The organism is Alistipes sp. AM16-43, assembly GCF_003435745.1.
In the GTDB taxonomy this organism is placed as follows: Bacteria; Bacteroidota; Bacteroidia; order Bacteroidales; family Rikenellaceae; genus Alistipes; species Alistipes onderdonkii.
The window spans coordinates 300,865-316,351 of record NZ_QTUQ01000003.1; the positions used below are offsets into that span (position 1 = coordinate 300,865).

Below are 15,487 nucleotides of genomic sequence, written 5' to 3' on the forward strand. Positions count from 1 at the left end.
CAACTCCTCGCCCAGCGAGCGGCGAAAGCGCCGGAAAGACAGCACAATGTCGCGGTCAGGGTGGTCAGGAGCTTTTTCATAGGGAAGCGGAATTGTTTTTCAGGAAATTTTCGATGGCGGCGATCTCCCTGTGCTTGGGCGTGTCGTCGGCAAAGCGCGGCACGATGCCCCGGATGTCGGCATACAACTGCCGCGTGGCGTCGGAGAGCTCCCCGGCGCATTGCAGGTAGTCGGCGGCCTGCACCAGCGCCAGCATCTCGATCGCGGCGACCTGGTAGCCGTTCTCCACGACCTGCCGCGTGAGCATCGCCGCGTTGGTTCCCATGCTCACGATGTCCTGGTTGTCGTTGTTGTTGGGGATCGAGTGGACGTACATCGGGTTGGAGAGCGTTTGCGACTCGGCCGTGGTCGAGGTCGCCGTGAACTGCGCTGCCTGCAACCCGTAGTTGAGCCCCAATTTGCCGAGGTTTACGAACGGCGGCAGCGTCTCGTTGATCCGGTCGTGGAAAAGGTAGTTCAGCTGCCGTTCGGCGAGCATCGTCATCTTCGTCACGGCGATCTTGAGCTTGTCCATCTCCAGCGACACGTAGTCGCCGTGGAAATTCCCGCCGTGGTAGATCGTCCCCGCCGCGGGGTCTACCACCGGGTTGTCGTCCACCGCGTTGAACTCCTCGACGAGGATTTTCTCGGCCTGGGAGATCGTTTCGAGCACCGGCCCCAGGATCTGGGGGATGCACCGCAGCGAGTAGTAGGGCTGCACCTTGTGCCTGAAGGTGGGTGCCGCGCCCGTGTCGCCGCTGTAAAGTTCCGCTTCGCGCTTGCGCAGCCGGCGGCTCGTGGCGCATATGGCGCGCATCTGCCGGGCGATCTCGATCTGCCCCGCGTGGAGTTTGTATTCGTTGAGCGCCCCGGCCATGAAGTCGTCGTACGACTCCACGATTTCGTTGAGCATCACCGATGCCTTCACCGCCCACCCCAGCAGGCGGCGCGCCTGGGCCAGGTTCACCAGTCCGATGCCCGTCATCACGGCCGTGCCGTTCGTGAGCGCCAGCCCGTCGCGGATGCGAAGCCTGAGGGGCGTTATGCCGCATGCCGCCATCGCCTCTGCTGCCGGGACGGTTTCGCCCCGGAACGAGACCTCCGCTTCGCCGATCAGCGCCAGTGCGATATGCGCCAGCTGCACCAGGTCGCCGCTTGCGCCCACGCTGCCGTGGCGCGGCACGAGCGGGTAAATTTCGTTGTTGAGGAAATCGGCCAGTATCCGCACCACGTCGGGGTGTACGCCCGACTTGGCGTTGAGGAACGTTTGCAGCCGCGCCAGCATCGCCGCCCGTACGCAGATGTCGGGCAGCGCCTCGCCCGCGCCGCAGCTGTGCGAACGGATGATGTTGTACTGGAGGCTGTTCAGGTCGGCGTCGCCGATCCGGTACTGCGCCATGGGGCCGAACCCCGTGTTGATGCCGTAGATGACCTTTCCCTGCTCGAATTTCTCCAGGAAACGGTAACACGCCTCCACTTCGCGCAGCGCCTGGTCGTCGATCCGTATTGCGGTCTTGTTGAAAATCCGGTCGTTTATGGTATTTAGGTTCGAACGTAGCATTTTTTGAGCTGATTTATGGCTCCAAAATTACAAAAACTATCTCAATAAATATTTATAAGTTTGTTTTTTTGTTTATATCGTCGGGCGATGCGTCCGGGCGCCTAAGGCTGCGGGCGGCATCCGTGCCCCGGAAAAACAGCGGAGGGCACCCGATGGTGCCCTCCGCCGCCAAGGCATATCCTGCGTGTTATTTCACGCCGAACTTGTAGATGCAGACCTGCGTATAGATCTCCCCGGGGCGCAGTACCGTCGAGGGGAAATTGTCGTGGTTGGGGCTGTCGGGGAACTTCTGCGTTTCGAGCGCCAGCGACTCGCGGTAGCGCTGCGGCTTGCCGTATTTGCCGATGCTCTTGCCGTCGAAGAAGTTGCCGCTGTAAACCTGCAGCCCGGGCTGGTCGCTCAGCACCTCGATGGTACGTCCCGAGGCGGGTTCCCAGACCGTGGCGGCCTGCTCGATGCCGCTTGGGGTCTTGCGGTCGATGACCCAGTTGTGGTCGTATCCGCCGCCGTTGCGCAGCTGTTCGTTCTCCGCTCCGATGCGCTCGCCGATGGCGTGCGGCTCACGGAAGTCGAACGGCGTACCCTCTACCGGGGCAATCTGGCCCGTGGGGATCAGCACCGAGTCCACCGGGGTGGTGTGGCTGGCGTTGATCGTCATCACGTTGTCGAGCACCGTGCCGTTGCCTTCGCCCTTGAGGTTGAAGAACGGGTGGTTCGACATGTTCACCACGGTCGGTTTGTCGGTAGTGGCCTTGTAGTCGATGCGGAACTCGTTGTCGGGCGTGAGCGAGTAGGTCATCTCGATATCCAGGTTGCCCGGGAACCCGTCCTGTCCGTCGGGATGGAGGTAATGCAGCACGAGTTTGTCGTCCGAGGCCGATACCACGTCCCATACCACGCGGTCTACGCCCAGGAGCCCGCCGTGCAGCGTCTGCCCGTTGTTGTTCAGGGGAAGGGTGTACTCTGTGCCGTCGAGCGTGAAGCGCCCCTTTGCGATGCGGTTGGCGTAGGGGCCTACCACGGCGCCGAGGAACCGTTCGCCCGTGTTGTCTATGTAGCGGCCGATGTTTTCGTAGCCCAGTACGATGTCCTCGTAGCGGCCTTCGCGGTCGGGCGTCCAGAGCGATACGACGCGGGCGCCGTAATTGGTGACCTGCATGGTGATGTCGCCTGCATGGAGCGTGTAGAGTGCGACTGGTTTGCCGTCGACGGTGGTCTGGAATGCCTCTTCGGGCAGCAGCGGGAGTTCCGTTTTCTGCACGCCGCACGCAGCCAGCAGCGACATGCCGAGTAGGATAAGCGATTTTTTCATCGGTTTCGTTTTTTTTAAGTTTTTTCAGCACGTAAAGATAAACGATTCCGGCGAAAAACGTGCGCTGCGGCCCGGTTTTTTGCCGGAGCCCGTACGGTTTCGGCACGCTTTCGGACATTTACGGCGTATATTGGAGGGATTTTGCTATTTTTGTCCGGGACATCAGCCCGCTCCATGAAACAGAAGCAGATATTTACGTTCCGCGACGCGGAGAAACAGGTCGCCCCCGCGGCCTTTTCGATCATGCTCAAACCGGCGGGCTCGGCCTGCAACCTCGACTGCCACTACTGCTACTACCTCGACAAGGCGGTGCAGTACGGCGGCCGCCAGGCCGTGATGGACGACCAGCTGCTGGAGCTCTGCATAAAACAGTACATCCGGGCCAATGAGGTCGACACCGTGCAGTTCTGCTGGCACGGCGGCGAGCCGTTGCTGCTGGGACTGGATTTCTATCGCCGGGCGATGGAGCTGCAGCGCAGGTACGCCGACGGCAAACGGATCGAGAATACGTTGCAGACCAACGGTACGCTGGTCGACGAGGCGTGGTGCGACCTCTTCGCCGCCAACAATTTCCTGGTCGGCCTCTCGCTCGACGGGCCCGGGGATATCCATGACGCCTTCCGCCTGACCAGGGGCGGCAAACCGACCTTCGAGCGCGTGATGCGGACGGTCGGGATGTTCGGGCGCAGCGGCGTGGAATTCAATACGCTGAGCGTCGTGAACCGGCGCTGCGAGGGGCGCGGCGGGGAGATCTACCGCTTCTTCCGCGACGAGGTGCACAGCCGCTTCATGCAGTTCCTGCCCGCCGTCGAACACGTCGTCGACAAACCGGGACACCACCGTCCGCTGATCGTCCCGCCCGGACACGAAGGGGCGCGGCTGGCCGGCTGGTCGGTCTCGGCCGAAGGCTACGGGCATTTCCTGTGCGATGTTTTCGATGAGTGGGTCGTAAGCGACGTGGGGCGCTGTTTCGTGCAGTTGTTCGACGCCTCGCTGGCGCAGTGGTGCGGTGTGCAGCCGGGCGTCTGCTCGATGGGCGAGACGTGCGGCGACGCGCTGGTCGTCGAGCACAACGGCGACGTCTACTCCTGCGACCATTTCGTCTACCCCGAGTACAGGCTGGGCAATATCCGCGAAACGCCCCTTGCCGAGCTTTACCGCTCGCGGAAACGCCGCGAATTCGGGCTGGACAAACGCAATACGCTGCCCGCCGGGTGCCTGCGCTGCAACTACTATTTCGCCTGCCGGGGCGAATGTCCCAAGCACCGTTTCGCCCGCGGGGCCGACGGCAGCCCCAAAAATTCGCTCTGCGAGGGGCTGATGCACTATTTCCGCCACGTCGAACCCTACATGGAATACATGCGCGACCTGCTCGCGCGGCAACAATCCCCGGCCTGGGTCATGCCTTTCGCCCGCAGGCGCATGGGGCTGATGTAGCCGTCCGTTGCCCGATCCGGCGGCCCGGCGCACACCGGTCCGGCCTTTCCCGCCCCGGTTTAACTTTCCCCTGCCTCCCTCTGATTCCCTGCCGGCGTTTTCTTCCGTTTTTTGCGGAATGCCCACAGCAGTGGCAACCCCGCCGCGAGGGTCAGCCATGTCACTACGCCCAGCGCGTCGGTCACCCCCTCGACATAGGTTTGGGAAGCCGATACCGTTTCGTGCGTCGCATGGAAGGCCGTCCGGGCCGAGTAAACGGCTGTCAGGATGGCGATGCCGATGCTGCCTGCGAGCTGTTTGATGCTGTTCGAGATCCCCGCCGCTGCGGCCATGTCGTGCTGCGTGAGGTTCCGCAGCGAAAAGAAGTTCAGCGGGGCGAACGTGAGCCCCATGCCCAGCCCGCGGATGTAGAGCACGAAGAGGATGTGCCGGTGGGTGGTGTGGAGCGTGAAACGGCTGGCCAGCCAAAAGCTCGTCGCCAGCAGCAGGATGCCCGCCGCCGCGAGCAGCAGGGGTTTGACATAGCGCGTGAGGTAACCCGATACGGCCGACAGCACTCCTTGTATGAGCCCCACGGGCAGGAATACGCTCCCGGCCATCAGCGCCGTGTAGCCCAGCCCGCGCTGCATGTAGAGCGGCAGCAGGTAGGTGCCGCCCAGCATACCGATCGAGAAGAGCGTCAGCACGGCCATCGAAACCCCGAAGTTGCGCTCCCCGAGCAGGCGCAGCTGCAGCAGCGGCGCCGGGCTGCGCAGCTCCGTGCGGACGAAGTAGGCGAGCGCCACGGCCGCCACGGCGAAACAGCCGATCACCGTGGGCGAGGCCCAGCCGTCGTGGTTGGTCGGCGAGTTGCCCCGCGCCAGCGCAAAGATCGCCAGCGGCATGAAGAGCGCGATGGCCACGAATCCCCGCCAGTCGAACGGGTGCCGCGCCGGGCTTTTCCATTCTTTCTGGATAAAGGCCGAGAGCAGGATGGCGAACACTCCCACGGGGACGTTCACGTCGAAGATTCTGTGCCAGCTGTATGCGTCGACCAGGTAGCCGCCCAGCAGGGGGCCGAACGAGATCGAGGCGGCCGCCGCCATTGCCCACAGGCCGAGCGCCAGGCCGCGCTGCTCGGGGCGGAATTCGCGGGTCACGATCGCCAGTCCCAGTGACTGGATGATGCCGCTGCCGACGCCTTGCAGGGCGCGTGCCCCGATCAGAAACAGGTCGCCCGGGGCTTTGCCGCAGAGCCACGACCCGAGCGTGAAGAGCGCCAGCCCCAGGATATAGATGCGTTTGTTCCCGAAGCGGTCGGCGAACCATCCCGCCGAAGGGAGCATGACGGTCATGGTGATCATGTAGGCGGTGATGACCCATTCGGCCGTCGAGATGCCGATGCCGAAAGCCGACATGATGGCCGGCAGCCCGACGTTGACTACCGTCACGTCCAGCACGGCCATGAACGTCCCGAGCATGATCATGCCCAGGATCCACCATTTGTAAGCGTTGCTTTGCCGGATATGTTCGCCGAGGGTCGCCATCGGCGGGCGATACGTCAAAAAAAATGCCATGCTGCCGATGCCTGCCGCATGGAATGCCCGTCCTTCTGCGTTTTTCTTTCCCGGGCTTCTCTGCTTCCCCGGGTACTGCTCCCGCTCCCGCCGTCCGTCCCGTTGCGGTAGCGGCCCGAAAAAGGGGATGCCGCTTTTTGGCGGCATCCCCGTACGTGCAGGCCCTGTAAGCCGGGTTCTGTTCCCGGGGCGAACCCCGGGCCCCTGTCATTTATCTAGGGCGGCAGTCTCCTGCCGTCTCAAGCAACCTACCCCCCGGCATCGGGCGAGCAACCCTTAATTGCCGGTATACACGGTCTTGCAACCCGCGAGACGTACTGCCGGACGGCATCGCTGCCCCCGCGGTGGGCTCTTACCCCGCCTTTTCACCCTTACCCGCCGGGATTACGGAAATCCCCTGCGGGCGGTCGTTCTCTGTTACGCTCCTATACCCTCACGGATATCAAGTCGTTAGCTTGCGCGGTGCTCTGTGTTGCCCGGACTTTCCTCTCCCGGCCTCGGCCGGCAGCGACAGGGCGGGCCTGCCCCGCAAAGGTAATAAAATTCGGCGGATTCCCGCTCCGCGGTTGCGATTTCCGGACATAAGCCGGGAATATCCCGGCTTGCCGCCATGGTATTCGCGTCCATGCCGCACCCTGCTTCCCGGCCTGTGCCGTGACGCATTCCCGCCGGGCGGCAGGGTGCTCCCCGAGGCGGCGGCAATACGCCGCCGTCCCCGGCCTCCGCCTTCCCTGCCGCCGGACACGGCGTTGCCCGCGCCGGTTCCGCGGTTTCCCTCCGGCATACTCCGTTCGGGCGCACTGTATGCCCTGTACGGAATCTTTTTTGCAAATATTGGATAAAGTTGTATTTTTGCTTTGTCCCTCCGCCGTTCTTCGGGGCGGCGGGCCCGAAGAATATACCGGCCGATGGCAGATAACGCGCATACGATCGACATACACGACAACCGCACGGTTGTCGGATTGCTCCGTGCGGGGGATGAAAAATGTTTCGATGCGCTTTTCCGCCGCTATTACAAACCGCTCTGCACCTACGCCACGCGCTTCGTGCCGCCGGTACGCGCCGAGGAACTCGTCCAGGACACCCTGATGTGGGTGTGGGAAAACCGCACCTCGCTGATCCCCGAGATGCCGCTCAAATCGCTGCTGTTCACCATCGTAAAGAACAAGTCGCTAAACAGCGCCTCGCGCGACACGCTCAAGAACCGCATCATCCGCCAGCTGGCCGAACGCTACGAAGAGACGTTCGACGACCCCGATTTCTACCTCGAGGGTGAACTGGTGCAGCGGCTGACCGAAGCTCTGCGCAAAATGCCTCCTGAATTCCGGCAGACCTTCCGTATGCACCGCCTGGAAGGTATGACCCACAAAGAAATAGCCGCCCGCCTCAACGTCTCCCCGCAGACGGTCAATTACCGTATCGGGCAGACGGTTCGCCTGCTGCGCGAAGAGCTCAGCGATTACTGGCCGCTGCTCGTGCTGTTGCTGTGGCCTGACCTCTCCTGATAAGGAAATCTGAATTTTTTTTTCGCCGTTCCGTTAGCATCCTTTGCTGACGGATTGTATTACTTTATAGACAAGCAAACAGCATGGCAAATTTCGAAATCGACGAAGAGGTATTGGTCGCCTTCCTGAAGGGCGAGCTGGACGCGGCGCAGGCGGAGGCCGTAGAGGCGTGGTACGACCGCTCGGCCGCAAACCGCAGGATGCTCGGCCAGGTTTATTATATATTGTATGTCAGCGACCGTATCAACGATGCGGCCGGTATTGACGTCGAACGTTCGCTCCGGCAGTTCAAGCGCCGCATGCACGCCGGACGCCGTATCTCCCTGCGCCGGAGCGCGGTGCGTATTGCCGCTGCGGCCGTGGTCGCCGCGGTGCTCCTGGCCGGCGGGCTCACGACCGTGTTGCTTTCCAAGCGCCTGGCGCAGCCCGTGACCGTCGTCACCCAGCTGGGCGAGCGGTCGCAGGTGGTGCTGCCCGACGGGACGAAGGTGTGGCTCAACTCATCGAGCAGCGTGGAGTACGTTGCCCCTTTCTTTTCGCGCCAGCGCCGCGTGAAGATGGAGGGTGAAGCCTATTTCGAGGTCGAGCACGACCGCCGGGCGCCGTTCGTCGTGTCGACCAACGGCCTGGACGTCGAAGTCCTCGGCACACGTTTCAACATCCGCAACGACGACAACGAGCATCGTGTCACCACCGTCCTGCTCGAAGGCGCCGTCAAGGCCTATGCTTCGGGACGCGAGCAGGCCTCGGTGCGCCTGCACCCCGCGCAGCAGCTGGTTTTCGACACCCGGACGCACGCCATGCGCCTGACCGACTGCCCCTCGGCCGAACGCTCGATCAACTGGATCGACGGCCGATTCTGCTTCGAGCACGATACTTTCGGGGAGATCGTCGCCGAGCTCAAGCGCTACTACAACGTCGACATCCGTTTCATGGACACCCGGCTCCGCGACATGCGTTTCTCGGGCAATTTCCGCGTCGAGGACGGCATCTACCACATCATGTCCGTATTGCAACTGACCTATAAATTCAATTACAGGATCGCCGGCAACGACATCGAACTCTACGCAAACCCTGAACGATAACCGAATACGAACTTAAAAACCTTCGATCCGCCTATGGAAAATTAACGTCTCTTTTTTCCCGGATGCCGCACTTTTCGGCGGCCTGTTTCGACACCTAACCATTACACTAACCTAAAATCTGATCCATGAAAAAAACTAACCTTGCGACAGGCAGGGGAGGACGTGTTGTCGCTACATGTTTCCGTTGTCTGTTCGTTATCCCGATGCTGCTCCTGGGATGCTTCGGCGCCACCTCTGCCGCAGCACAGACGCAGCAAGCCCTCTCGCGTGTGAGCCTCGATGCCCCGGACGCGACGGTCATCACGGTTTTCCAGGCTATCCAGCAGCAGACGGGCTGTTCGTTCGTCTACAATACGTCGGACATCGACACCGACCGCAAAGTGAGCCTTTCGGTGCACGACGAACCGCTGCAGGCCGTGTTGGACAAGCTCTTCGCGGGCTCCGACATCGCTTATACCCTTCGGGACAAACACATCGTGCTCTCGAAGAAAGCTAAAAATTCCCCCCCCCACAGCGCTCAGGGCGGCGTTACCGGAGTCATAAAGGACGATAAGGGCATGCCCCTGGTCGGCGCCACCGTGCTTATCAAAGGTACGACGACCGGTGCCGCCGCCGACATCGACGGCAATTTCTCGCTTCCGCAGGCCAAACCGGGGGACACGCTCGAAATTTCGCTCATCGGCTATACCAAACAGGAACTTCCCGTCTCGGGATCCGCCCCGTTGTCGGTGGTCATGCACGAGGACAACGAAGTGCTCGACGCCGTGGTGGTTACCGCACTCGGCATCAAAAGGTCGGAGAAAGCGCTGACCTACAACGTGCAGGAGGTCGCGGGCGACATCGTCAACACGGTCAAGGACGCCAACTTCATGAACTCGCTTTCGGGCAAGGTCGCCGGCCTTCAGATCAACGCCAGCGCCTCGGGCGTGGGCGGTTCCACGCGCGTGGTGATGCGCGGCGTGAAGTCCATCAGCGGCAACAACAACGCCCTCTATGTGATCGACGGTATCCCGATGCCCGACCTGCGTTCGTCGCAGACCGAGGGCACCTACGAAACGCCCGACGGCGGCGATTTCGAGGGTATCTCGAACCTCAACCCCGAGGACATCGAATCCATGACGGTGCTTTCGGGCGCCACGGCGGCCGCGCTCTACGGTTCGCAGGGTGCCAACGGCGTGATCGTCATCACGACCAAAAAGGGCGAGGAGGGGCGTGTGCGCGTGAACTACGCCAACAATACCACCTTTTCGTCGCCGTTCGTCATGCCGCAGTTCCAGAACATCTACGGCACCGAAGCTACGGCACCTTCCATGAGCTGGGGTACGAAACTCTCGACCCCGACCTCGTACGACCCCTCGGATTTCTTCCAGACCGGCTTCGAGGAGACCAATGCGATCTCGGTCTCGGGCGGTACGCGCGTGAACCAGTCCTATTTCTCGGCCGCTTCGCTCAATTCGCGCGGCATCATCCCCAACAACGTCTACAACCGGTACAACTTTACCTTCCGCAATACCACGCAGCTCATCAAGGACAAGCTGACGCTCGACCTGGGCGCTTCCTACATGCGCCAGTACAAGCGTAACCCGCTCGTGCAGGGCCTCTACCACAACCCGCTGATTCCCATTTACCTCTTCCCGCGCGGCGACGACATCTCCAAGTACGAGGTTTACGAGCGTTACGACGCCACGGCGGGCTATATGAAGCAGTTCTGGCCCCTGGAGTTCATCACCGGCGTCGAGAACCCCTGGTGGATCACCAACCGCGAGCTGTTCGAGAACACGGCGCACCGCTATACGTTCAACGCCACGCTCAAGTGGGACATTGCCGACTGGATCACCCTCACGGGGCGCGTGCGCACCGATAACATGGTGATGAACTATACGCGCAAGATCTATGCCTCGTCCGACAAGCTGTTCGCTTCCGAATACGGTAACTACCAGAACAACAAGATCCATCACAACAACCTCTACGCCGACGCACTGCTGTCGATCAACAAGAGTTTCTTCGACGACAAGTTCTCCCTGTCGTTCAACCTGGGTGCGAGCATCCTCGACGACAAGAACGACGGCGAAGGCTTCGAGGGCCACCTGGCCACCCTCGCCAACAAGTTCTCGGTCTACAACGTGGATATGAGCCATTCGCAGACCAAACCCTACGCCGACCGCTACCACGACCAGACGCAGGCCGTCTACGCCACCGCCCAGCTGGGATATAACGGCATGGTCTACCTCGACGTGACGGCGCGCAACGAGTGGGCGTCGCAGCTGGCCTTCACGCCCCATATGAACATATTCTACCCGTCGGTGGGCCTTTCGGCCGTCATCTCGTCGATGGCCGACCTTTCCAAAGCCGGCATTTCGTTCCTCAAGGTGCGTGCCTCCTATGCCGAGGTGGGTAACGCCCCGCAGCGGTTTATTACTGGTGTCAATACGCCTTTGCAGACGGGCGGTATCGTTTCGTCGGACTCCTATGCCCCGGCTGTCAACCTTACGCCCGAGCGCACCAAGTCGTTCGAAGTGGGCCTGAACGCCAAGTTCCTCGGCAACAAGATCTGGACGGACGTGACCTATTACAATACCAACACCTACAACCAGCTTTTCAGCTACGATGCACCGCCCAGCACCGGCTACAAACGGGCATATATCAATGCCGGCAAGGTCAACAACTGGGGTATCGAAGCGGTCGTGGGTTACAAGAACAAGTGGCGCGACTTCTCGTGGTCGACCAATGTCAACTTCTCGATGAACCGCAACGAGGTGAAGGAGCTGGTTCCCGAAGGCACGCGCGACGTGGCCGGTAACCTGGTGACTGTCGACGAGGTGAACATGGACTACGGCGGCTACCGCATGAAGGTCAAAAAAGGCGGTTCGATCGGCGACTTCTACGTGACGGGGCTCAAGACCGACGATCAGGGACGCATCTATGTCGACCCCAATACCAATACCGTCACCACCGATCCCAATACGTGGCTTTACGGCGGCAATACCGAAGCCCGCTTCCGCCTGGGGTGGAACAACCGCTTCTCCTACAAGGGCGTGAACCTCGGCGTGCTGTTCGATGCCCGCATCGGCGGCCAGGGCGTTTCGGCGACGCAGGCCCTGATGGATCGCTGGGGTGCCTCGCAGGATTCGGCCGACGCCCGGGAAAACGGCGGTGTCTGGATCTCCGAGGATCAGAAAGTCCCCGATGCCAGGGTCTTCTACGCCAACAACGGCAACGGGCTTTCGATGCTTTCACACTACGTTTACAGCATGACCAACGTCCGCCTGCGTGAACTTACTCTGGGCTACGACCTGCCTTCCAGGTGGTTCAACGACAAGATCGGCATGACCGTGTCGCTCGTCGGCCGCAACCTGTGGATGCTCTACAACAAGGCGCCGTTCGATCCCGAGATCACCGCGTCCACGGGTACCTATTACCAGGGGCTCGACTATTTCATGCAGCCCAGCGCCCGTACCATCGGTTTCAGCGTAAGACTCCAATTCTAAAATTTCAGACCAATGAAACGATTCAATCATACAATAGGATTTTTCGCCGCTGCGGCGCTTGCCGCCTGTACTGGTGACTTCGAATCCTTCAACACCAATCCCGATGCGGTGCAGTCGGTCGACAAGAAGACCTACATCACCACCATGCAAATGGATGCCGTGATCCCGTGCAGCGACGTGGGGGCCAACGAGTTCCAGCGCGCCTGCAACCTGATGGGCGACGCCTTCGGCGGCTATCTCTCCCCGATCCAGGCCTTCAACGGCGGCAGCTATACCTGTACTTACGACCTCGACGGTACGGACTACAACAACGTGCCTTTCTCGGTGGCTTTCACCAATGTGATGCCTGCATGGCTCAACCTCAAGTACGCCTACCAGAACGGACAGGTTACCGACGATGTCTTTGCCGTTGCCGAGGTCATCAAGGTGATGGCCCTCCAGCGTACCACCGACATCTACGGCCCGATCCCCGTTTCGAATTTCGGCCAGACCGAAAACCCCTACGAATCGCAGGAGACCGTCTACAAAAACCTTCTCACGGATCTGAATGCCGCCATCGCGGTGCTCAAGGAGTATGCGGCCAATGCCGCCGACGCCAGGCCGTTGCAGAAGGTCGACGCCGTTTACCAGGGCGACTATGCGAAATGGCTCAAGCTGGCCAACTCGGTCAAGCTCCGCATGGCCATGCGCATCCGTTTCGTCGAACCCGGGCTTGCCCGGACCTATGCCGAGGAAGCCGTCAGGGACGGGGTGATGACCGCTTCGGACGACGGGGCGTGGCTCAAGAGTTCCGGTTCGGTACAGGTATACAATCCGCTCGAAGAGGTGTGGAACGCCTATAACGATACCCGCATGGGTGCGACCATCGACGCTTATATGAACGGTTACGCCGATCCGCGCCTGCCGGCCTATTTCAAAACCTGCGAGGATGGCAAGTACCACGGTGTCCGCAGCGGTCTCAGCTCGATGCTGAAGGCGGACTATACCGGACTTTCGGTGCCCAACGTCGCCAAGGATACGCCCGTCGTGTGGTTCCTCGCTTCCGAGGCCGCTTTCCTGCGGGCCGAAGGCGCCATGCTCGGCTGGGAGATGGGCGGTGACGATGAATCGTTCTACAAGACGGGTATCGAGCTGTCGTTCCTCGAACGCGGTCTTACCGCGGCCGCCGCGGCCACCTATGCCGAGAGTGCGAGCGAACCCCAGGCATTCGAGGACGCTTCGGCCGCCTCGACGAAATACAACGCTTCGAAACCTTCGTCCGTCTCCCCGAAATGGAATGCCGGCGCCGGGGACGAGGAGAAACTCGAACGGATCATCACGCAGAAGTGGATCGCCATGTTCCCCAACGGGCAGGAAGCCTGGTCGGAATTCCGCCGCACAGGTTACCCCAAGGTGATCCCGATCGTCAACAACCTCAGCGGCGGCAAGGTCGATACCAACGTCCAGGTGCGCCGTATGACCTTCCCGCGTTCGGAGTACTCGAACAATGCCGCCGGCGTGGCGGCTGCCACCGCACTGCTCGGCGGAGCCGATACCGGCGGTACGAAACTCTGGTGGGATAAGAAATAATGAACCTAAAAACAACACGAAAGATGAAAAATTTCTTGAAATACGTCGCGGCCCTTGCGATCGTGGGTGCCTTTTTCGTCGCTTGTTCGGATTGGACGGATCCCGAGCGTGAAATTACGCAGCATCCCGACCAGCAGTCGCCCATCCTGCGCGATAATGCCTACTACCAGGCCCTGCGCGAATACAAAAAGACCAAGCACAAGATCGCTTTCGGCTGGTACGGTTCGTGGACGGCCGTCGGCGCATCCTACCAGACCCGCCTGCAGAGTGCTCCCGACTCGATGGATATCATCTCCATCTGGAGCCAGTGGCATTCGCTGACCCCCGAGCAGATCGCCGACAAGGAGTTCGTGCAGAAGATCAAGGGCACGAAGGTGACCTTCACGATCTTCTCGGACAAGATGCCCGAGCCGTTCCTCACCGAGATCGGCGGCGGCGAATATACCGACGAGGCCATCGAGGCCTACGCCAAAGCCTACTGCAAGGACTCGATGGACAAGTACAGCTACGACGGCATCGACGTCGACTACGAACCCGGCTACGGCGCTTCGGGGCCGTTCGTGGGACATGACAACGAGCTGTTCAGGAAGCTGATCCTGGCCATGAGCAAATACGTCGGCCCCAAGTCGGGGACGGGACGCCTGCTTATGATCGACGGCGTGCCCTATGCCGTGCATGCCGATGTGGCCGACTGCTTCGACTACGGCATCGTGCAGGCTTATAATTCTTACGGCTATACCGATTTGCAGGATCGCTTCGACGAAGCCTATAAGAAAGGCTGGAAGCCCGAGCAGTATATCTTCGCCGAGAACTTCGAGTCCCTCTGGAAAACCGGCGGCGTGTCGCATGAATGCCGCGACGGCCAGTGGGTCAACTCGCTGCTGGGCATGGCGCGCTTCAACCCCACGCAGGGTTTCGGCGCCGGTTTCGGTGCCTATCACATGGAGTATGAGTACGCCAATTCGTCGATGCCTTACAAGTATATGCGCGAGGCGATCCAGGATGTGAACCCCGCCGGCGGCGACCTGATCGTCGGTCTGACCTCGACCGGCTTGTCCAAATACCTGTTCCTGGTCGGGGACGACGGTACCATCACGGGCGAGGTGGACGAAAAAATCCGGGTCGAGCTGGCTCGTCCTGCCCCGGCCGACGTTTCGTTCCCGCTGGCTATCGACAATTCGCTGGTCGATGCCTACAACGAAAAGCACGGCACCTCCTACGAGCCGATCGACCCCGCGCGTGTTTCGCTCGGCACGCTCGGCGTGGCAGCCGGTGCGTTCTTGTCCGACGAGGTGTCCGTTACCGTAAGTTCTGCCGGGATCGAGAAGGGTTACTACCTGATCCCCATCGTCGTGGAACTTCCCGCGGAAGATATTTATACCTCGAAGGAGCCATTGGTACGCTACCTGCTGTTGACGGTGTCGGCGGTGGAGATCGACGTCGATGCGACGGCGCTTACGGGCGTGAAGATCGAACCTGCCTCCGGGTGGACGATCGTCTGCTACCAGGGCACCGCTTCGAGCGGCGCCAACGGCGTCTGGAACCTCGATTCCGATGCGCAGAAGGCCTGCATGTTCGACGGCAAGCTCGACTCCAACTGCTGGTATGCCGCGAATGCGTCCTATTCGTGGGGGAACGGCGGCAACTTCATCATCACGCTGGACAAGGCCTACGACATCAACGGCTTCCGCTGGCATATCTACTACGAGGACTCCAACCCCGAATGTACCGATTTCCAGTACAGCGAGGACGGCACCAACTGGTATAGCCTCACCAATGAAATTTCGTTCGTGCCCAAACTCTCGGCCGACAACTGGAAGATATTCCAGTTCAAGAAGACCGTCAAAGCCCGCTATCTCCGGGTATACGTCGGCCGGGTAACCGATTTCACCAGTATGAACGAGGCCGAGATTTTCGCCCCTGCAAACTAAACCT

9 protein-coding genes and 1 other RNA gene are annotated in these 15,487 nt (G+C 60.9%); 6 read left to right on the top strand and 4 right to left on the bottom strand.

Going from position 1 to position 15,487, the window contains the following annotated elements; translation table 11 throughout:
• Positions 1–76: 76 nt before the first annotated feature.
• Together hutH and DW189_RS07245 are read right to left on the bottom strand one after the other, a co-directional pair.
• Positions 77–1,600, bottom strand: a complete 1,524-nt coding sequence (gene hutH, locus DW189_RS07240; protein ID WP_055211874.1) for a histidine ammonia-lyase — start codon at positions 1,598–1,600, stop codon at positions 77–79.
• Positions 1,601–1,787: 187 nt separating this feature from the next.
• Positions 1,788–2,912 (bottom strand): aldose epimerase family protein, encoded by a 1,125-nt coding sequence (locus DW189_RS07245; RefSeq protein WP_117507318.1) that lies wholly within the window; start codon positions 2,910–2,912, stop codon positions 1,788–1,790.
• A 174-nt stretch (positions 2,913–3,086) separates the two neighbouring features.
• Between DW189_RS07245 and DW189_RS07250 the strand changes: the two genes are divergently transcribed.
• The gene (locus DW189_RS07250; protein WP_032134706.1) at positions 3,087–4,349 is read left to right on the top strand and encodes an anaerobic sulfatase-maturation protein; all 1,263 of its coding nucleotides are present in this window, start codon (positions 3,087–3,089) and stop codon (positions 4,347–4,349) included.
• Between the two features lie 59 nt (positions 4,350–4,408).
• Here DW189_RS07250 and DW189_RS07255 read toward each other — a convergent pair whose 3' ends face one another.
• Positions 4,409–5,875, bottom strand: coding sequence for a DHA2 family efflux MFS transporter permease subunit (locus DW189_RS07255; protein WP_117507545.1), 1,467 nt, complete (start codon positions 5,873–5,875; stop codon positions 4,409–4,411).
• A gap of 181 nt (positions 5,876–6,056) precedes the next feature.
• An RNA gene (gene rnpB / locus DW189_RS07260) (RNase P RNA component class A) lies at positions 6,057–6,432 on the bottom strand.
• A 381-nt stretch (positions 6,433–6,813) separates the two neighbouring features.
• On the opposite strand from rnpB, the gene DW189_RS07265 reads away from it, so the two are divergent.
• The 5 genes from DW189_RS07265 to DW189_RS07285 all read left to right on the top strand — a co-directional run bounded on the left by DW189_RS07265 (position 6,814) and on the right by DW189_RS07285 (position 15,483).
• A complete protein-coding gene (locus DW189_RS07265) occupies positions 6,814–7,410 on the top strand; it encodes an RNA polymerase sigma-70 factor (protein ID WP_117507319.1) in 597 nt (198 codons plus the stop codon).
• An 83-nt stretch (positions 7,411–7,493) separates the two neighbouring features.
• A complete protein-coding gene (locus DW189_RS07270) occupies positions 7,494–8,495 on the top strand; it encodes a FecR family protein (RefSeq protein WP_117507320.1) in 1,002 nt (333 codons plus the stop codon).
• A gap of 125 nt (positions 8,496–8,620) precedes the next feature.
• Entirely contained in the window at positions 8,621–11,983 is a 3,363-nt protein-coding gene (locus DW189_RS07275; protein WP_117507321.1) for a SusC/RagA family TonB-linked outer membrane protein, read from the top strand.
• A 12-nt stretch (positions 11,984–11,995) separates the two neighbouring features.
• A complete protein-coding gene (locus DW189_RS07280) occupies positions 11,996–13,552 on the top strand; it encodes a SusD/RagB family nutrient-binding outer membrane lipoprotein (protein ID WP_117507322.1) in 1,557 nt (518 codons plus the stop codon).
• A gap of 23 nt (positions 13,553–13,575) precedes the next feature.
• Entirely contained in the window at positions 13,576–15,483 is a 1,908-nt protein-coding gene (locus tag DW189_RS07285) for a glycoside hydrolase family 18 (protein WP_117507323.1), read from the top strand.
• The last annotated feature ends 4 nt before the right edge of the window (positions 15,484–15,487 follow it).